This window comes from Shinella sp. GW821-FHT11G07, from assembly GCF_058808115.1.
Genome location: NZ_JBXARJ010000019.1, coordinates 53,676 through 69,645 on the forward strand (window position 1 = coordinate 53,676; position 15,970 = coordinate 69,645).

The window sequence follows — 15,970 nt, forward strand, 5'->3', positions numbered from 1 at the left end:
GGCTATCCCTTGCTGCCGATCTTGCTCTCAGTGCCGCTCATCAGGCGGCTGATGTTGGCGCGGTGTTTCCACCAGGTGATGACGGTCAGCACGAGGAAGAGCAGCGCCACCTTCTCGTGACCGAGAAACCACAATACAACCGGCGATACCGCAGTTGCAACCAGAGCCGAGAGCGATGAATAGCGCGTGAGATAAGCAAGGCCGATCCAGACTGCGGCGAACACGGCGAGCATGACGGGCACGAGCCCAAGCAGCAGGCCGACATAGGTCGCAACGCCCTTGCCGCCCTTGAAGCCGAGCCAGACGGGGAAGAGGTGCCCCATGAAGGCCGCAAAGCCGGCGGCGATGCCCGCATCGAGCCCCCAGCGCGAGGCGATGGCGGCAGCGGCCGTGCCTTTCAGCGCGTCAAGCAGCAGGGTTGCCGCTGCGAGCTTCTTGTTGCCGGTGCGCAGCACGTTCGTCGCGCCGATATTGCCGGAGCCAATCTGGCGCACGTCGCCGAGCCCAGCCATGCGGGTGAGGATCAGGCCGAAGGGGATGGAGCCGAGCAGATAACCGAAGGCAAGGGCGGCTAACGTCGGCAACGTGCCGAGCTGCCAGGTGAAGATGTCGGACACGTCAGTTCTCCCCCGAGACGTCTTTTCAATGCGACGAGTGCGCAGCAGGCTAGATAGGGGCGGCGTCCCTTCCGCCCCGGACCATCCCGGTCAGTCCAACGAATGCACCCGTTTTCCGGCAACATAGGTGCTAACCGCGCGCCCCGTAAAGCGGGCATCTTCGAACGGCGTGTTCTTCGAGCGCGAAACGAAGCGGTCCTTGGTGGCAAGCCAGGGCTCGTCGGGATCGATGATCACGATGTCGGCGCGTGCACCCGGGGCAAGTGTCCCGGCGTCGAGCCCGAAGGTCTTTGCCGGACGGGTCGATAGCGCATCGATCAGCCGCATCAGCGGCACTTCACCGCTGTGATGCAGCCTCAGCGCCGCCGCCAGCATGGTCTCGAGCCCGATCGCGCCATCCGCCGCATCCGCGAAGGGCAGGCGCTTGGTATCGACGTCCTGCGGGTCGTGCGAGGAGACGATGATGTCGATATCGCCGCGCGCCAGCGCATCCACCATGGCCTTGCGGTCGTCCTCGCCGCGCAATGGCGGAGAGAGCTTGAAGAAGGTGCGGTATTCGCCGATGTCATTCTCGTTCAGCGTCAGATGGTTGATCGAGATGCCGCAGGTGACGTTCGCGCCACGCTCGCGGGCGGTTTTCACCGCTTCCGCCGATTCCGGCACGGAGATTTGCGCCGCATGGTATTTTCCGCGCGTCAGGCCGGCAATGCGCAGATCCCGTTCGAGCGGGATCAATTCTGCCTCGCGCGGTGTGCCGGAAAGGCCGAGCCAGCTTGCCAGCAGGCCCTCGTTCATGACGCCGCCGGCACCGAGATATTTGTCGCGGGTTTCGAGCGCGATGACGCTGCCGAATTCGCGCGCATAGGTCAACGCACGGCGCAGCACCTGCGCATTGTGCATCGGGTTGCGGCCATTGGTGAAGGCGACGGCGCCGGCAGCCTGGAGCAGGCCGAATTCGGTCATCTCCTCGCCGTGCAGCCCCTTGGTGAGCGCCGCAGCAGGATGAATGTTGACGATCGCCTTGTCGCGGGCGTTTTTCAGCACGAACTCGACCAGCGCGATATCGTCGATGACGGGATCGGTATCCGGCATGGTGATGAAGGTCGTCACGCCACCGGCGGCCGCGGCGCGCGACGCGGATTCGATCGTCTCGCGGTGTTCGCCGCCCGGTTCGCCGACGAAGACGCGCGCATCGACCAGGCCGGGGGCCGCGATCAGGCCGCGGCCATCGACAACCGCAGCACCTTCCGGCGCGCCCTGGTTCAGCGCGCCGCTGCCGATGGCGGCGATCCGACCGTTCTCGATGACGATCGAGCCGTTTTCGTCGATGTTGCGCGACGGGTCGAGGATGCGGAGGTTCTTGAGGACGGTCGTGCGGGTCATGCGCGGGGTCCGTGGTTCTGTGAAAGAAGGAGTGTTTCCATCACGGCCATGCGAACGGCAACACCCATCTCCACCTGCTGCTCGATGACGCTCTGCGGCCCGTCGGCGATTTCCGAGGCGATCTCGACGCCGCGGTTCATGGGGCCTGGATGCATGACGAGCGCGTCGTCTTTCGCGGCCTTCAGCTTTTCTGCATCAAGGCCGTAGTAGTGGAAGTATTCGCGCACCGACGGCACGAAGGCGCCGGACATGCGCTCCCGCTGCAGGCGCAGCATCATCACGACATCCGCATCCTTGAGGCCTTCCGCCATGGAATGGTAGACCTCGCAGCCCATGTCGGCGATGCCGGAGGGCAAAAGCGTTGCGGGGGCGACGACGCGCACGCGCGCGCCCATGGCGTTGAGCAGCAGGATGTTCGAGCGCGCGACACGCGAGTGCAGCACGTCGCCGCAGATCGCCACGATGATGCGCGAGAGCTTACCCTTGGCCCGGCGGATGGTGAGCGCGTCGAGCAGAGCCTGCGTCGGGTGCTCGTGCTGGCCGTCGCCGGCATTCACCACCGCGCAGGAGACCTTTTGCGCCAGAAGGGCCGCCGCACCGGCTGAAGAATGGCGCACCACCAGCACGTCCGGGTGCATGGCGTTCAGCGTCATCGCCGTGTCGATCAGCGTTTCGCCTTTTTTCACCGATGAATTGCTGACCGACATGTTCATCACGTCGGCGCCCAGCCGCTTGCCGGCAAGCTCGAAGGAGGATTGCGTGCGGGTGGAGGCTTCGAAGAAGAGATTGATCTGCGTCAGGCCGCGCAGCGTCGACGTTTTCTTTTCCCGCTGGCGGGAGATTTTTACCGCCTCGTCGGCGCGGTCGAGCAGCAGGGTGATATCCTGCTCGGTCAAACCCTTGATGCCGAGAAGGTGGCGATGCGGAAAGAAGTCCATGGGGGCTCCGCCTCAACTGTCGTGGATACGCGGGGTCTATAGAGCGTCGGTCCCACCGCTGCAAGGCGAAGACGGCAGGGCTTTGCGCATTCCCACGCTTTTGTGAAGCTTCAGGTGCCGGCAGCCGCAACGCCCCGTTTCGCCCGGTCGCGACTTGGGCTAGAACCCGCTCATGACTCGCGACACCGAACAGAAATTTTCCGATCTCAACCAGCCGCCGCTCTGGTCGGGCATCAATGCCTATCGTTCCGACCCGCTGCTGGTCGACGCAACCGACGCGATGCCGAAAGGCCTGCGCGACGAGTTCGATGCGATCGGCCGCTACGTGACCTCGCCGGAAGCGCAGGAACTCGCCCGCATGGCGAATGTCGGCGTGCCGCAGTTGCGCACCCATGGTCCGCGCGGCGAGCGGCTCGATGTCGTCGATTTCCATCCCGCCTGGCACGCGCTGATGCGCCGCTCCATGGCGACGGGCCTGCATTCCTCGTTGTGGGAGAATGTGCCGGACGAGCAGGGCAGGGCGCACAAGGCGCGCGCCGTGCGCTTCTATCTGACGGCGCAGCTCGAATGCGGTCATCTCTGCCCGCTGACGATGACGAGCGCCTCGGTCGCAGCCCTTTCGGCCTCGCCACAGGTGCAGCGCGAATGGGGCCTGAAAATCCTATCGCGCAAATACGATTCGACCAACAAGCCCGCCATGCAGAAGAGTGCCGTCACCATCGGCATGGGCATGACGGAAAAACAGGGCGGCACCGATGTGCGCGCCAACACGTCGTCCGCCGAGCGGGTCGGCGAAGGTATTTACCGGCTGACCGGCCACAAATGGTTCATGTCCGCGCCGATGAGCGACGGTTTCGTCATGCTGGCGCAGACACGCGAGGGCATCGGCTGCTTCCTGGTGCCGCGCCTCCTGGAGGACGGCGTTTCCAACGGCCTGCGCTTCCAGCGCCTGAAGGACAAGATCGGCAACCGCTCGAATGCGTCGTCGGAAGTCGAGTTCACCGATACGTTCGGCTTCCTGCTCGGAAAGCCGGACGCGGGTGTGCGCACCATCCTCGACATGGTGACGTTGACGCGGCTCGATTGCGCGCTGGCATCGTCGGGTATCATGCGCGCTTCGCTGGCGGAGGCCGTGCACCACACCCGCGGCCGCATCGTTTTCGGCAAGCCGCTCGTTGCCCAGCCGATCATGACGCGTGTGCTGGCCGACATGGCGCTCGACGTCGCGGGTGCCACGGCGCTTTCCTTCCGCTTAGCGGAGGCCTTCGACAAGGCGCGCGACAGCGCCGAAGATGCGGCCTACGCCCGCATCATGACGCCTGTCACGAAATACTGGTGCTGCAAGATCGCGCCGGCGCTGATCTATGAGGCGATGGAGTGTATCGGCGGTAGCGGCTATGTCGAGGAACGCCCGATCGCACGGCATTACCGTGAGGCGCCGGTCAATGCGATCTGGGAAGGCTCCGGCAATGTCATGGCGCTCGATCTGATGCGTGTGATCAGCCGGGGCAGGGACCTGTTCGAAATGCTTTTCGCCGGCCTCGCCCGTGATCTCGGCCCGGCCGGCAAGAAGACGGTGGACGTGCTGCGCGCTGCCCTGTCGCTCTGCGAGCGGGACGAGGGCGCCGCCCGCATGCTCGTCGAGCAGCTGGCACTTGCCGCCGCGGCTGCGGAACTTTACCGCGCCGGTGCCGGCCGCGTGGCCGATGCCTTCCTGGAAACGCGCCTCGCCTCCGGCTGGCGCTCGACCTACGGCATGCTCGATTCGCGTTTCGATTCGGCCTACATCGTCGACCTGCTCTATCCGCCGGCGAGATAGGCCGTCGCCGCCAGCACCATCGGGATGGTGAAGAACGACGCGATCGTCTGGAGCGTCGCGACGGCGGCATAGAGCGGCGCGTCACCGCCCATCTGCTTGGCCAGCACATAACCGTTCATCGCCGTCGGCACGCTGGCACCCATGGCGATGGTCAGCAGCGGTTCGCCGCGCATGCCGAGCGCATAGGCGGCACCCGTCATGATCAGCGGCATGAAAATGAGCTTCAACACCACGGGCAGCAGTGCGAGCGGACGCGGCTTTAGCGCATCAGCCAGTTTCAGCCCGGCGCCAACCATGATGAGGCCGAGGCTGAGCGACGCATCCGCAACAAGCTCCGTCGCCTGCATCAGCGGATCGTAGATCTTGATGCTCAGCAGGTTGATGCTAACGCCGAGAACCGAGCCGATGATCATCGGATTGGTGAGAATCTTGTGCGCAAAGGTCTTGAGGCTGCGTGTGCCGCCGCCGAACCAGACGAGAACGCCGATATTGTAGAGGTTGATCGGGATGATGATCAGCGTCGCGACCAGTGCGACGAGCGCGAGGCTTTGCGGTCCGTAAAGCTTCTCGGCGATCGCCAGCGCGATGAAGGCATTCCAGCGCGTCGAGGTCTGGAAGACCGAGGTGTAGGAGGCCGCGGAAACGCCGGCTGCCCGAAAGAGCGGCCAGCCTATTGCCAGCATGAGCGCAATCAAGGTCACGGAACCGATGGAGCCGAGCGCGATATCGCCTGCGGCAATGCCGGAAAACTCCGCCTTGGCGAGCGTCGTGAACAGAAGGCAGGGAAACAGCACGAAGAAGCCGAGCTGTTCGAGCCCGTTCCACATGTCGCGGTCGATCAGCCGCCAGCGCTTGAGCAGCGCTCCCAGCACGACGAGCAGGAAGACGGGGAGGATGCTTTCGAAAATGGCGAGCATGATACCGGATCGGCTGGAGAGATCACCGCTCATTCCACGCCTTGGCCGAAGTGGCAAGGGCGGGGCGCGACGGCGGCCATGTGGAAATTAACCTTAATGAAGGGTTTACGTTGCGCGCGGAAGGTTAACGGGTGAAGGTGCCATTCACTTGGTGTTAACCATGCGAGCGAGTGCTTGATATGGCCAGAACGGCCCGGATTTCGGTCATAACGACCCTGTTTTGTTTTGTCGCGGTGGATATCGCCGTGCCGTTGCTTGTGCTTGTCGGGAGCGTGGCGGTGAGCGAGGTAATCTTCGCTGCCGGTGACCTCCTCGCGATGAAGAGGAGGGCTGCATGAAGTGGTTCCTGATTCTCTGGGCCGGCCCGATTGCGCTGCTCGGCAGCTGGTACGGGCTTTCCTACTACGACATGAGCTTCGGCTTCTTCATGCTGACGCGGGATGCGCATGATCTGGTGTTCCAGATCTATGGCCATATCCTCGGCATTCCGCCGGAAAGCCTGCCGCCGCTGGTATTGCGCGCCATTATCTTCGACAGTTTCCTGGTGCTCGGCATCATTGCGTTCCGCCGCCGCAAGCAGATTTTTGCCTGGTGGCAGGCCCGACGTCAGTCGTCGTCGGCCGTCCTTGCCAGAGACGAAAGCCTGTCCAGCGCGCCCTGAAGAATGAAGGAGGCGGCGGCCGAGTCGATGCGCTCGGCCCGCTTCTTGCGCGACACATCCATCTCGATCAGCGTGCGCTCCGCCGCCACCGTCGACAGCCGTTCATCCCAGAAGACAAAGGGAATGTCGGTCTTCTCGCTCATCGAGCGCACGAAGGCGCGCGTCGCCTGAACACGCGGACCGGCGCTGCCATCCATGTTGACAGGCAGGCCGATGACGAAGGCGACGACCTTTTCCTTGGCCGCGAAGGCCAACAGCAGCTCGGCATCCTGCGTGAATTTCACACGCTTCAACACCGGCCGCGGCGTCGCCAGCCGCCGGCCGAGGTCGGAAACCGACAGGCCGATCGTCTTCGTGCCGAGGTCGAGGCCGGCGATCGGCTGGCGGGGTGCAAGCGCCTCAGCCAGTTCTTCCAGTGTCAGTGTCGCCATGGATGAAACCTCCCGCGGATTGTTTCAGCGCTTGCGGACGAATTCCGTGCGCAGCATCAGGCCCTTGATGGCATCGTGCCGGCAGTCGATTTCTTCCGGGTTGTCGGTCAGGCGGATCGTCTTGATCACCGTGCCCTGCTTCAGCGTCTGGCCGGCGCCCTTCACCTTCAGGTCCTTGATGAGCACGACCGAATCGCCATCGGCCAGCACGGTGCCGCTGGCATCGCGCACCACGTTCTGCGCGGCTTTGGCGGCTGCGATCGCGGAGGCGGGGCGCCATTCGCCGGTGGCTTCGTCATAGATGTAATCGTCGTCGCTCATGGCGGCTCCTTCGTGGATGGAGCATCACCGGCGGGTTGCCGGGCGTTGCTCCATCTCTATCGCCACGCTTATAACGATCCTGAGATGGATGGAAACGTCATTCACCGCTTCTATATTGCGAAGCGACTCATAACAGGAGAAACGTCATGAAGATCACCTGGCTCGGCCATTCGGCCTTCCGGATCGAAACCGCCAAGGCAAGAATCCTCATCGATCCCTTCTTCACCGGCAATCCCGCCTTCGACGAATCGACCCGCAAGGATGCCGTCGCCGGCCTCACGCACATTCTGCTCACCCACGGCCATGGCGACCATGTCGGCGATACCATCCAGATCGCCAGGGAAACCGGCGCGACCGTGCTGGCGAATGCCGATCTCGCCGCCTGGCTAGGCGCCAAGGGCGTGGAGAAGATCGACATGGGCAATACCGGCGGCACCGTGCATTTCGACGGATTTTCGACGACCTTCGTCAACGCACTGCATTCTTCTGCGCAGATCACCGAAGACGGCGTCTCCCACTCGCTCGGCAATGCCAACGGCCTCGTCCTGCATTTCGAGGAAGACCCGACGCTCTATCACATGGGCGACACGGATATCTTTTCCGACATGGCGCTGATCCACGAGCTGCACCAGCCGGAAATCGGCCTCGTGCCGATCGGCGACCGTTTTACGATGGGCGGTGCCGTGGCGGCCCTTGCCTGCCAGCGCTTCTTCAAGTTCGACACCGTCATTCCCTGCCACTACGGTTCCTTCGGCATCATCGACCAGACCGCTGACCTCTTCGTGCAGGCGATGGACGGTGCCGCGGCGAAGGTCGATGTGCTTTCGGTCGGCCAGCTGCGCGGGAGCTGATAGCAAAGCGTATCGAGGGGCTTTTGATGGAAGCGCGAGAGAAGCACGCGGTCTTTTCGACGCTGCGTGAAAATATCGTCGAGCACCTTTTCGCCGGGGAACTTCTCCGGCGCCTCTGGCAGAAGGACATCCTCGATGCCGAAATCCTGAAAAGCGAATTCGATGCAGGTGGGTACGATCTCGTGCTCACCTGCAGGAACGTCACACGGCACATCCAGCTGAAAATCAGCCGGAAGGGTGGGGCTCGCGCCGAGGTCAATATCAGCCTGCGCCTCGCGGAGAAGGCCAGTGGATGTGTTGTGTGGATCGTCGTGGACGACGATCTGAAGACGATGAACTTTCGCTGGTTTGGGGATACGAACGGCGGCCCGTTGCCGGATATCGCGGATTTGAAGGTGGTGCGGCACAGCAAGGGCAATGCACAGGGCGTCAAGCACGAGCGACTGGGGCATCGTATCGTTCCGCAGAAGCGGTTCACCCCTCTGGAAAGCGTGGACGAATTGTTGGTGTGTCTGCTGGGAAGCACGATCCTGAACTGATCGGCCCCGTTGCATAGGGCCGTCATGGCCGCTATAGCCGGAAGGAAAATCCCACCGGAGCTTACCATGTCCGTAGATCTAGCCACCGTGAAGCGCGTCGCGCGTCTTGCCCGCATCGCCGTCAGCGAGGACGAGGCAAACCGCATGACCGGCGAGCTGAACGGCATCCTCGGCTTCGTCGAGCAGCTGTCCGAAGTCAATGTCGAGGGCATTGAGCCGATGACCTCCGTCACGCCGATGGTCATGCGCAAGCGCGACGACGTCGTCAGCGACGGCAGCAAGGCGGATGACATCGTCGCCAACGCGCCGGCGTCCGACCGCAATTTCTTCCAGGTTCCGAAGGTTGTGGAGTAATCCTTGACCGTCACCATCGCCGTCGAAAGCCCGTTGCAGGATGAGGTTCGCACGCTGATCGCGGAGCTGAACACCATTTTGCTCGCGCTCTCGCCGCCGGAGGCCTGTTATCACCTCACCGTCGAGCAGATGGCCGAGCCGACCGTCACGGTCTGGATCGCCCGCGATGATGACATCGTCATTGGCTGCGGCGCGCTGAAACGCCACTCCGAGACGATGGGCGAGGTGAAGCGGATGTTCACCCGGCCGGCGTGGCAGGGGCAGGGCATCGGCCGGCGCATCCTCGGCGAAATCCAGAGCGTTGCCGAACGGGAGGGGCTGGAAACGCTCGTGCTCGAAACCGGCGACCAGCACCCGGCGGCCTGGGCGATCTACGAGAAGGCCGGCTTTTCCCGCTGCGGCCCCGTGCTCGACTATCCGGACTCACCTTTTTCCGTCTTTTACCAAAAGCAGCTTCCCGCTGCCTGACCTGAAGTGACCGCACCATGACCGATCTGACCCGCCTGACCATTGCCGAAGCCCGCGAAAAGCTCGGCGCCAAGGAGATCACCGCCGTCGAACTGACGGACGCCTATCTCGGCGCGATCGATGCGGCGAACGGCGCGCTCAATGCCTATGTCGCTGTGACGCCGGAAAAGGCGCGCGACATGGCGAAGGCCTCCGACGGCCGCATCGCTGCGGGCAAAGCCGGCGTGCTGGAAGGCATTCCACTCGGCATCAAGGACCTGTTTGCGACCGAAGGCGTGCACACACAGGCGTGCAGCCACATCCTCGACGGCTTCAAGCCGAAATACGAATCGACCGTCACCCAGAACCTGTGGGACGCCGGCGCCGTCATGCTCGGCAAGCTGAACATGGACGAGTTCGCCATGGGCTCCTCCAATGAGAGCTCCTATTACGGCCCGGTCAAGAACCCGTGGCGTGCCAAGGGCTCGAACGCCGATCTCGTGCCCGGCGGCTCCTCCGGCGGTTCGGCCGCCGCCGTTGCCGCCTTCCTCTGCGCCGGTGCGACTGCAACGGATACCGGTGGCTCGATCCGCCAGCCCGCCGCCTTCACCGGCACCGTCGGCATCAAGCCGACCTATGGCCGCTGCTCGCGCTGGGGCATCGCCGCCTTCGCCTCGTCGCTCGACCAGGCCGGTCCGATCGCCCGCGATGTGCGCGATGCGGCAATCCTCTTGAAGTCCATGGCCAGCGTCGACGCCAAGGACACGACCTCCGTCGATTTGGCCGTTCCGGATTACGAAGCCTCGCTCGGCCAGTCGCTGAAGGGCATGCGCATCGGCATCCCGCGCGAATACCGCGTCGATGGCATGCCGGAAGAGATCGAGGCGCTGTGGCAGCAGGGTATCGCCTGCCTGAAGGAAGCGGGTGCCGAGATCGTCGACATCTCGCTGCCGCACACCAAATATGCGCTTCCCGCCTACTACATCGTGGCGCCTGCCGAAGCCTCGTCGAACCTCGCTCGCTACGACGGTGTACGCTACGGCCTGCGCGTCGATGGCAAGGACATCGTCGACATGTACGAGAAGACCCGCGCCGCCGGCTTCGGCAAGGAAGTGAAGCGCCGCATCATGATCGGCACTTATGTGCTGTCGGCCGGTTACTACGACGCCTACTACCTGCAGGCCCAGAAGGTCCGTACGCTGATCAAGCGCGACTTCGAACTCGCTTTCAACGCCGGCGTTGATGCGATCCTGACCCCCGCAACGCCATCCTCCGCCTTCGGCATCGCCGACGAGGACCTCGCCTCCGATCCGGTCAAGATGTACCTTCAGGACATTTTCACGGTCACCGTAAACATGGCGGGCCTGCCGGGCCTCTCCGTGCCGGCCGGCCTCGACCACAAGGGCCTGCCGCTCAGCCTGCAGCTCATCGGCAAGCCCTTCGAGGAGGAAATCCTCTTCAAGACAGCGCATGTCATCGAAAAAGCCGCCGGCCGCTTCACGCCGAACAAGTGGTGGTAAGGGGCCAATAGCCCCTCATCCGGCCTGCCGGCCACCTTCTCCCCGCAGGCGGGGAGAAGGGATATGCCGCACTGTTTTCCTGAATCTAGACTCCTGCATGTGGCAAGTTCCCTCGCCCCGCTTGCGGGGAGAGGGTTAGGGTGAGGGGCACCCGCAGGCACGGCTTTCATCGTCCATATCGTGTCGTAACGGCAACACCTGCCGTAACGATAGGCATGCCCACGCCTTTTCTGCTTGATCCCCCCATAAGTTGAGAATAAACGCGCCCTCCCGGTCGTTCAGCCGGTGCGGATGTCAACGGATGGAGTTTTCACGCTCCTCCCGCGCGAGGCGGCCCTGCCGTCGTCGTGTACGGATGCCGCACCAAGAAGACTGGTTTGCGGACCTAGCTCAGCGGTAGAGCACCGGACATTTTCTCCGGAGGTCGCGGGTTCGATTCCCGTTGTCTGCTCCATTGGATAGCTCAGTGGTAGAGCATCAGACCTGTAATCTGACTGTGGAAGGTTCGAATCCTTCTCCAAACAGCCTTCCAAGCTGTCTCGATATCCGGTCCGGGGACCGGACTGCGGACGGCGAACCGGGGAAACCTGGAAAGCCTAACGCCGGACATTTGCGGTCCGGTTCGCGGTGACGGCCAAGATGCCTTCAGGCCAGCGACGGAGCCCATGGTTCCCGAGCCCGCCGAAAGGCCGCGCGGTCCTCTCCCGAAAACCCATCGCCGATGGCCGTCATCCGGTTCTCGGATCACTATTCGCATACCCCGCCCGCAGGTTCCCCGGGCGATCAGGGTGTCTCAGGGAACTGGCGGCAAGATGCGCCGCCGGTACCAGTCGAAACCACAAACGAAAGGAAGATCGGTTCGTGACGTAGCGTATGACCCGAAGGAGCAAGAACAATGACGATGTTTCTCGATATGATTTTGGGGCGCCAGCGCGTTCTCGTGAAGGCAAACGAACGGGTGCTCGGCCTCTATAGGGGAGAGGTGCTCGGCATTTTCGGACCGGGCGAACACGCCCTGCCGAACCGTCGCGGCATGCTCGAGCTGGAGCGCCACGACGTGAACCGGCCGGCCTTTGCCTCGGCCTATGAGAAGCCGTTGTTCGATACACTCCCGGAGGCGGCGGCACGCGAACTGACGGTCTTCCGGACGGGCAGCCGTGAGGTGGCGGTCGTCGAGCGCGACGGCGAGCTGCATGCGGTGCTCGCACCGAACCAGAAGCTCGTGGTCTGGAACGCGGCCGGCCCGTGGACCGAAACGCGCGTCGATCTCAAGGATCGGCTCGACATTGATCCGGAGCTGATGCGTCGGCTGACGCGGGCGCGTCGCACGGAGCTGACGACGGCCTTCGTCGTCAACGACGGTCAGGTCGGCCTGCTCTTCGTCGACGGTACGCATCAGCGCATGCTGGAGCCCGGCGCTCACGCCTTCTGGAACGTCGGAAAGACGATCCAGGTGCGCGTGGTCGACCTGAAGCGCCAGTCGCTCGACGTGACCGGTCAGGAACTGCTTACCCGCGACAAGGTGACGATCCGGGTGAACATTGCAGCCGAGTACCGCGTCGTCGATCCGCTGAAGGCGGTGTCTGACGTGAAGGACTTTGCCGATGCCCTGTACCGGGCATTGCAGTTCGCCTTCCGCCAGACACTCGGCACGCTGACGCTCGATCAGATCCTTGAACGCAAGGTGACGGTCAACGTGGAAGCCGCCGAGAAGGTGCGCGCCGACATGGCGGCGATCGGTGTCGAGGTGTCGGCCATCGAGCTCAAGGATGTGATCCTGCCGGGCGAGATGCGCGATATCCTCAACCAGGTCGTCGCCGCGGAAAAGCAGGCAGAAGCCAACGTCATCCGCCGTCGCGAGGAAACGAACGCGACCCGTTCGTTGCTCAACACGGCGAAGGTGATGGCGGAAAACCCGGTCATGCTGCGGCTGAAGGAGCTCGAAGCGCTGGAAGCCATCGCCGGAAAGGTGGAGCGCCTGACCGTCCACAATGGTACGGCGGGTCTGATGAACGACATCGTCCAGCTCCGCGACAAGTAAGGGATCGCCCGGCCGAAAGGCCGGGCGGTTTCGTTTTGGAAAGACCTTTACCCCAACCCCGGACCTGAGCCGGAGATGCATTGGCCTCCCTGGAGTGTGGATGGTCGCGTCAAGCCCGACCATGATCGAGGAGAGGTTGAGGCCTCTTTGGTGCGATATGTCCTCACGCTCCTCCCATCATCTCCGTGGATAGCCTTTCGTCTCCCTCGCCAAGTCCCTCGTGCAGTGCTTTCATAGTGCCGGAAGGGGCACCCGCATGATCACTGTTCGCAATGCGCGTGAAGAGGATGTGCTCGCCGTCGTCGAGATTGGCGTGCGGGCCTGGGAGCAAGCCGTGGTGGGTGTCGCCGACCTTCAGGTGCGGCGTGACAATGCCCGCTCAGCCTTCCAGCAGTTTCTGGGTACCCATTGGCTGCGGGTGACGGTGGCCGAGAGCGACGGCGTGCTGGCCGGCTGGGCCTCGCGTGAATCCCTGGACGACGAGATCACCGATCTCTGGGTCGATCCGCCCCAGCAGAAGAACGGCCTCGGCGCCGCCTTGCTCGCCGCCATGGAAGACGAAATCCTTGCCGCCGGCTTCGAGGCGGCACGCCTTCAGACCCATGCGCGCAACACGGCCGCCGTCGGCTTCTTCCAGAAACACGGTTATTCGGTCAGTTGGCTGTCTGTTGACTACCAGCCGCGTCTCGACAGGGATGTGGAGTCGATCGGACTGCGCCGACAGCTGATCGCGGAAGAACCCATCGGTTATGGACCAGCCGGATTTTGAAACGGGAGGCGGGCTTTTGCCGCGCCTCCCAGCCCACCTACTGGTTGTCCAGCTGCGATCGCACGAGGACCAGCCCACGTTGCGTGATACGGTAGGGCCTGCCGCCGGATGACGCGATGCAGCGCCGGCGTTTCAGCTTGCGGAAGAGCTCTATCGTGAGCCCGCCCGCGCGCCAGCCGTCCCGCGTGATGCAGGCGACCGTTGCGATCTTTCGGTTTTCATCTTTTTCGATGTCGATCCTGCCGCCCTGGGCGAGCAGGTGGAGAATGCGCTGTTCGGCGCGCGAAATGTCCATTGTCTTGAGTGATCCGTCTGGCGTTCGAATGAACGCGAAAAAACGTTCCGCCACCCACGGGGTGGCAGGGTTCATCGTTTTTCCGACCCTGCGCGCATTGACTAGCGGGCAGGGTCCTCAGCAGGTCTCAGACGAGTTAGACATCAAAACTCCATTTGCGGACGCCTTGAAATAACCAAGCGCCGCTGCTGCGTCAATGCGCAGGCCAGATCAGCGAGTGATGCAGCATCACGGCGGTTTTGACCCCGTTGGCCGCGGCAAGCGAGATGTTGGCCGGGCCAAGCGCAATGTCGCCGGCGGCATAGAGGCCGGGCAGGGATGTCTGCCCCATGTCGTCGGTGTGGAGGATGCTGCCGATCGGCGTCTCCTTGAGCTTGAGGCCGCGGTCTGCCGGGATGGCGCTGCGCACCCGTGCCTCCGGCATGACGAAGAGCGCCTTGACCAGTGTCGGAATGCCCGGTCCGGTTTCGACCGACAGCATGCCATCCGGCCCGTCCGCGATTGTGGTAACGCGGCCCGGCCGCAGTTTCACATTGCGTTCGGCAAGCACGGCAAGTGCCTCGTCGTCCGGTTCCGGCACGGCATTGGTGAAGAGGGTGACATCGCCCCAATCGGCGACGACAGCCGCGAATCGCGCCGCTTCGGCGGTCCGGGCGAGTACGCCGACCGCGCCGCCGCCGACCTCGTAGCCGTGGCAATAGGGGCAATGCAGCACCGTCTTGCCCCAGCGCTCCGCAAGACCGGGGATCGCCGGCAGCTGATCTTCGAAACCGGTGGCGAGCAGCACGCGCCGTGCATCTATACGCCCGCCATCGCCGGTGAGCACGGAAAAAGCGTCCCTCTCGCCCTCCAGCGTTTCGGCCGGCACATCGCGGAAGGTGACGGTCTCGTAGGCGGCAAGCTGGCGACGGGCATCGGCGAGGATATCGCGCCCCGGCCGGCCATCCTGCGCGAGAAAGCCGTGCGAATGGGCGGAGAAGCGATTGCGTGGCTCGCCGGTATCCAAAATGGTGATGCGGCGACGGGCGCGGGCAAGCTGCATGGCGGCGGAAAGGCCGGCAAAGCCCCCTCCGATGATGATGGCATCTTCGGTCATGGTTTCATCCTTTCTGGAACAAGCGGCATCGTTCGCCCGGCGGTGCCGGTCGTTGACGATGCGGATAGGGACTTTGTTGCGACTTAGCCGGTATCTGCGCGGGCGCGCTTGGCTGCAGCCGCCACGCGGAAATCCTCGGCGAGGTTGGCTAGTGTCGTGCCGGCGAAACGTGCCATCAAGATTGCTTCCGCATCCTTCAGCGCATCGCCGATCACCCGGTTGACGGATTGCTCGACCACGCAGCCCGGCATTTCAGTGGCAGCACCGATCTGGAAGACGATCGGTTCGCCGAGTGCGTTGTAGATGTCGAGCAGCGAGATATCGGCAAGCGGCCTGGCGAAATGCCAGCCGCCGCCATGGCCGCGGCCGGATTGCACGATGCCGGCATCACGAAGCCCGGCCATGGTGCGCCGGACGACGACGGCGTTGGTATCGAGGCAGAGCGCGAGATCGTCCGAGGTCATCGGTGCGTCGCGTTCGGCCATATGCATGAGTGCGTGAAGCACCGCGGAAAGTCGGCTGTTTCTCTTCATGTAACAACAATAGTTACGAATCATGCCATGTGTCAACAGGCGCTGCCGACTGGGACGTCAGCCGGCGCGCAGCATCTGGTAGAGGGAAGGGCCGAAGACCAGAGCCGTCGGGATGAGCATCGCGTGCAGGATCAGGATTGCCATCAGCTGTGTACGAAACGGCTCCTTGTGCGTCTTGTGCCGCAAAAACCGTTGCGCGGCAAAGGCGCCAAGGCTGCCGCCGATCAAAGCCAACTGCAGCAGCCGCGCTTCGGAAACGCGCCGATGGCCATCGCGCGCGGCTTGCTTGTCCCACCAATAGACACAGAACGTCATGAGGTTGAAGACGAGAAAAAAGACCAGAAGCGTTGTTGCCGTGCTCATGCGGCGTTGTTAGCCGATCATCCTTGCAGCCTGGCTAACGACCGCGGGCTGTGCCTGCTGAAAACCTTGCGCCGC

The 15,970-nt window shown here is 63.4% G+C and carries 19 protein-coding genes and 1 tRNA gene; 10 read left to right on the forward strand and 10 right to left on the reverse strand.

Annotated features, from left to right (window positions below; genetic code table 11):
- Positions 1 to 2: 2 nt before the first annotated feature.
- The 3 genes from plsY to AC1RT2_RS28030 all read right to left on the reverse strand — a co-directional run bounded on the left by plsY (position 3) and on the right by AC1RT2_RS28030 (position 2,938).
- On the reverse strand, positions 3 to 608 hold the full coding sequence (gene plsY, locus AC1RT2_RS28020) for a glycerol-3-phosphate 1-O-acyltransferase PlsY (RefSeq protein ID WP_150130035.1): 606 nt from the start codon (positions 606 to 608) through the stop codon (positions 3 to 5).
- A gap of 99 nt (positions 609 to 707) precedes the next feature.
- Positions 708 to 2,000, reverse strand: a complete 1,293-nt coding sequence (locus AC1RT2_RS28025) for a dihydroorotase (RefSeq protein ID WP_493107244.1) — start codon at positions 1,998 to 2,000, stop codon at positions 708 to 710.
- Positions 1,997 to 2,938: an aspartate carbamoyltransferase catalytic subunit gene (locus AC1RT2_RS28030; protein WP_493107246.1), complete on the reverse strand. Its 942-nt coding sequence runs from the start codon at positions 2,936 to 2,938 to the stop codon at positions 1,997 to 1,999. Before AC1RT2_RS28030 ends, AC1RT2_RS28025 begins: the two co-directional genes overlap by 4 nt.
- 172 nt (positions 2,939 to 3,110) lie before the next feature.
- Here AC1RT2_RS28030 and AC1RT2_RS28035 point away from each other — a divergent pair, with 172 nt between their 5' ends.
- Positions 3,111 to 4,757 carry an acyl-CoA dehydrogenase family protein gene (locus tag AC1RT2_RS28035; RefSeq protein ID WP_493107248.1) on the forward strand — a complete coding sequence of 549 codons (1,647 nt, stop codon included), beginning with the start codon at positions 3,111 to 3,113 and terminating at the stop codon, positions 4,755 to 4,757.
- Here AC1RT2_RS28035 and AC1RT2_RS28040 read toward each other — a convergent pair.
- Positions 4,739 to 5,674: an AEC family transporter gene (locus AC1RT2_RS28040; RefSeq protein ID WP_493107336.1), complete on the reverse strand. Its 936-nt coding sequence runs from the start codon at positions 5,672 to 5,674 to the stop codon at positions 4,739 to 4,741. The two genes, AC1RT2_RS28035 and AC1RT2_RS28040, sit on opposite strands and share 19 nt — an antisense overlap.
- A gap of 334 nt (positions 5,675 to 6,008) precedes the next feature.
- Here AC1RT2_RS28040 and AC1RT2_RS28045 point away from each other — a divergent pair, with 334 nt between their 5' ends.
- The gene (locus tag AC1RT2_RS28045) at positions 6,009 to 6,335 is read left to right on the forward strand and encodes a DUF6105 family protein (RefSeq protein WP_493107250.1); all 327 of its coding nucleotides are present in this window, start codon (positions 6,009 to 6,011) and stop codon (positions 6,333 to 6,335) included.
- Here the strand turns inward: AC1RT2_RS28045 and ruvX are convergent.
- Both ruvX and AC1RT2_RS28055 read right to left on the reverse strand, forming a co-directional pair.
- Positions 6,281 to 6,766 carry a Holliday junction resolvase RuvX gene (ruvX, locus tag AC1RT2_RS28050; protein WP_493107252.1) on the reverse strand — a complete coding sequence of 162 codons (486 nt, stop codon included), beginning with the start codon at positions 6,764 to 6,766 and terminating at the stop codon, positions 6,281 to 6,283. The two genes, AC1RT2_RS28045 and ruvX, sit on opposite strands and share 55 nt — an antisense overlap.
- Before the next feature lie 24 nt (positions 6,767 to 6,790).
- Entirely contained in the window at positions 6,791 to 7,087 is a 297-nt protein-coding gene (locus AC1RT2_RS28055; protein ID WP_493107254.1) for an alkylphosphonate utilization protein, read from the reverse strand.
- Between the two features lie 146 nt (positions 7,088 to 7,233).
- Between AC1RT2_RS28055 and AC1RT2_RS28060 the strand changes: the two genes are divergently transcribed.
- The 8 genes from AC1RT2_RS28060 (at position 7,234) to AC1RT2_RS28095 (ending at position 13,608) form a co-directional block, all read left to right on the forward strand.
- On the forward strand, positions 7,234 to 7,938 hold the full coding sequence (locus tag AC1RT2_RS28060; RefSeq protein ID WP_493107256.1) for a metal-dependent hydrolase: 705 nt from the start codon (positions 7,234 to 7,236) through the stop codon (positions 7,936 to 7,938).
- A gap of 26 nt (positions 7,939 to 7,964) precedes the next feature.
- Complete coding sequence (locus AC1RT2_RS28065; RefSeq protein WP_493107258.1) at positions 7,965 to 8,477, forward strand: hypothetical protein; 513 nt, start codon at positions 7,965 to 7,967, stop codon at positions 8,475 to 8,477.
- Between the two features lie 66 nt (positions 8,478 to 8,543).
- Positions 8,544 to 8,831, forward strand: coding sequence for an Asp-tRNA(Asn)/Glu-tRNA(Gln) amidotransferase subunit GatC (gene gatC, locus AC1RT2_RS28070; RefSeq protein ID WP_493107260.1), 288 nt, complete (start codon positions 8,544 to 8,546; stop codon positions 8,829 to 8,831).
- 3 nt (positions 8,832 to 8,834) lie between these two features.
- Positions 8,835 to 9,299 (forward strand): GNAT family N-acetyltransferase, encoded by a 465-nt coding sequence (locus tag AC1RT2_RS28075; RefSeq protein WP_493107262.1) that lies wholly within the window; start codon positions 8,835 to 8,837, stop codon positions 9,297 to 9,299.
- A 17-nt stretch (positions 9,300 to 9,316) separates the two neighbouring features.
- Positions 9,317 to 10,798, forward strand: coding sequence for an Asp-tRNA(Asn)/Glu-tRNA(Gln) amidotransferase subunit GatA (gene gatA, locus AC1RT2_RS28080; protein WP_493107264.1), 1,482 nt, complete (start codon positions 9,317 to 9,319; stop codon positions 10,796 to 10,798).
- Positions 10,799 to 11,177: 379 nt separating this feature from the next.
- Positions 11,178 to 11,252: transfer RNA gene (locus AC1RT2_RS28085), tRNA-Lys, on the forward strand.
- A gap of 441 nt (positions 11,253 to 11,693) precedes the next feature.
- On the forward strand, positions 11,694 to 12,839 hold the full coding sequence (locus AC1RT2_RS28090; RefSeq protein WP_493107266.1) for a slipin family protein: 1,146 nt from the start codon (positions 11,694 to 11,696) through the stop codon (positions 12,837 to 12,839).
- Between the two features lie 256 nt (positions 12,840 to 13,095).
- On the forward strand, positions 13,096 to 13,608 hold the full coding sequence (locus AC1RT2_RS28095; RefSeq protein ID WP_493107268.1) for a GNAT family N-acetyltransferase: 513 nt from the start codon (positions 13,096 to 13,098) through the stop codon (positions 13,606 to 13,608).
- Positions 13,609 to 13,645: 37 nt separating this feature from the next.
- Here AC1RT2_RS28095 and AC1RT2_RS28100 read toward each other — a convergent pair whose 3' ends face one another.
- The 4 genes from AC1RT2_RS28100 to AC1RT2_RS28115 form a co-directional block, all read right to left on the reverse strand.
- Entirely contained in the window at positions 13,646 to 13,903 is a 258-nt protein-coding gene (locus tag AC1RT2_RS28100; protein WP_069061431.1) for a YjhX family toxin, read from the reverse strand.
- Positions 13,904 to 14,096: 193 nt separating this feature from the next.
- Positions 14,097 to 14,999 carry an NAD(P)/FAD-dependent oxidoreductase gene (locus AC1RT2_RS28105; RefSeq protein ID WP_493107270.1) on the reverse strand — a complete coding sequence of 301 codons (903 nt, stop codon included), beginning with the start codon at positions 14,997 to 14,999 and terminating at the stop codon, positions 14,097 to 14,099.
- Positions 15,000 to 15,082: 83 nt separating this feature from the next.
- Entirely contained in the window at positions 15,083 to 15,532 is a 450-nt protein-coding gene (locus tag AC1RT2_RS28110) for an RrF2 family transcriptional regulator (protein WP_493107272.1), read from the reverse strand.
- A 57-nt stretch (positions 15,533 to 15,589) separates the two neighbouring features.
- Positions 15,590 to 15,895, reverse strand: coding sequence for a DUF1294 domain-containing protein (locus AC1RT2_RS28115; protein WP_493107274.1), 306 nt, complete (start codon positions 15,893 to 15,895; stop codon positions 15,590 to 15,592).
- Between the last annotated feature and the right edge of the window lie 75 nt (positions 15,896 to 15,970).

Excerpts from the sequence above, each read along its gene's own strand:
- gatC (WP_493107260.1), top strand. The coding sequence starts at position 8,544 with ATGTCCGTAGATCTAGCCACCGTGAAGCGCGTCGCGCGTCTTGCCCGC.
- AC1RT2_RS28055 (WP_493107254.1), bottom strand. The coding sequence starts at position 7,087 with ATGAGCGACGACGATTACATCTATGACGAAGCCACCGGCGAATGGCGC.
- AC1RT2_RS28090 (WP_493107266.1), top strand. The coding sequence starts at position 11,694 with ATGACGATGTTTCTCGATATGATTTTGGGGCGCCAGCGCGTTCTCGTG.
- AC1RT2_RS28040 (WP_493107336.1), bottom strand. The coding sequence starts at position 5,674 with ATGCTCGCCATTTTCGAAAGCATCCTCCCCGTCTTCCTGCTCGTCGTG.
- AC1RT2_RS28110 (WP_493107272.1), bottom strand. The coding sequence starts at position 15,532 with ATGAAGAGAAACAGCCGACTTTCCGCGGTGCTTCACGCACTCATGCAT.
- AC1RT2_RS28100 (WP_069061431.1), bottom strand. The coding sequence starts at position 13,903 with ATGGACATTTCGCGCGCCGAACAGCGCATTCTCCACCTGCTCGCCCAG.
- AC1RT2_RS28105 (WP_493107270.1), bottom strand. The coding sequence starts at position 14,999 with ATGACCGAAGATGCCATCATCATCGGAGGGGGCTTTGCCGGCCTTTCC.
- ruvX (WP_493107252.1), bottom strand. The coding sequence starts at position 6,766 with ATGGCGACACTGACACTGGAAGAACTGGCTGAGGCGCTTGCACCCCGC.
- AC1RT2_RS28030 (WP_493107246.1), bottom strand. The coding sequence starts at position 2,938 with ATGGACTTCTTTCCGCATCGCCACCTTCTCGGCATCAAGGGTTTGACC.
- AC1RT2_RS28065 (WP_493107258.1), top strand. The coding sequence starts at position 7,965 with ATGGAAGCGCGAGAGAAGCACGCGGTCTTTTCGACGCTGCGTGAAAAT.
- AC1RT2_RS28045 (WP_493107250.1), top strand. The coding sequence starts at position 6,009 with ATGAAGTGGTTCCTGATTCTCTGGGCCGGCCCGATTGCGCTGCTCGGC.
- AC1RT2_RS28115 (WP_493107274.1), bottom strand. The coding sequence starts at position 15,895 with ATGAGCACGGCAACAACGCTTCTGGTCTTTTTTCTCGTCTTCAACCTC.
- AC1RT2_RS28035 (WP_493107248.1), top strand. The coding sequence starts at position 3,111 with ATGACTCGCGACACCGAACAGAAATTTTCCGATCTCAACCAGCCGCCG.
- AC1RT2_RS28060 (WP_493107256.1), top strand. The coding sequence starts at position 7,234 with ATGAAGATCACCTGGCTCGGCCATTCGGCCTTCCGGATCGAAACCGCC.
- AC1RT2_RS28095 (WP_493107268.1), top strand. The coding sequence starts at position 13,096 with ATGATCACTGTTCGCAATGCGCGTGAAGAGGATGTGCTCGCCGTCGTC.
- gatA (WP_493107264.1), top strand. The coding sequence starts at position 9,317 with ATGACCGATCTGACCCGCCTGACCATTGCCGAAGCCCGCGAAAAGCTC.
- AC1RT2_RS28025 (WP_493107244.1), bottom strand. The coding sequence starts at position 2,000 with ATGACCCGCACGACCGTCCTCAAGAACCTCCGCATCCTCGACCCGTCG.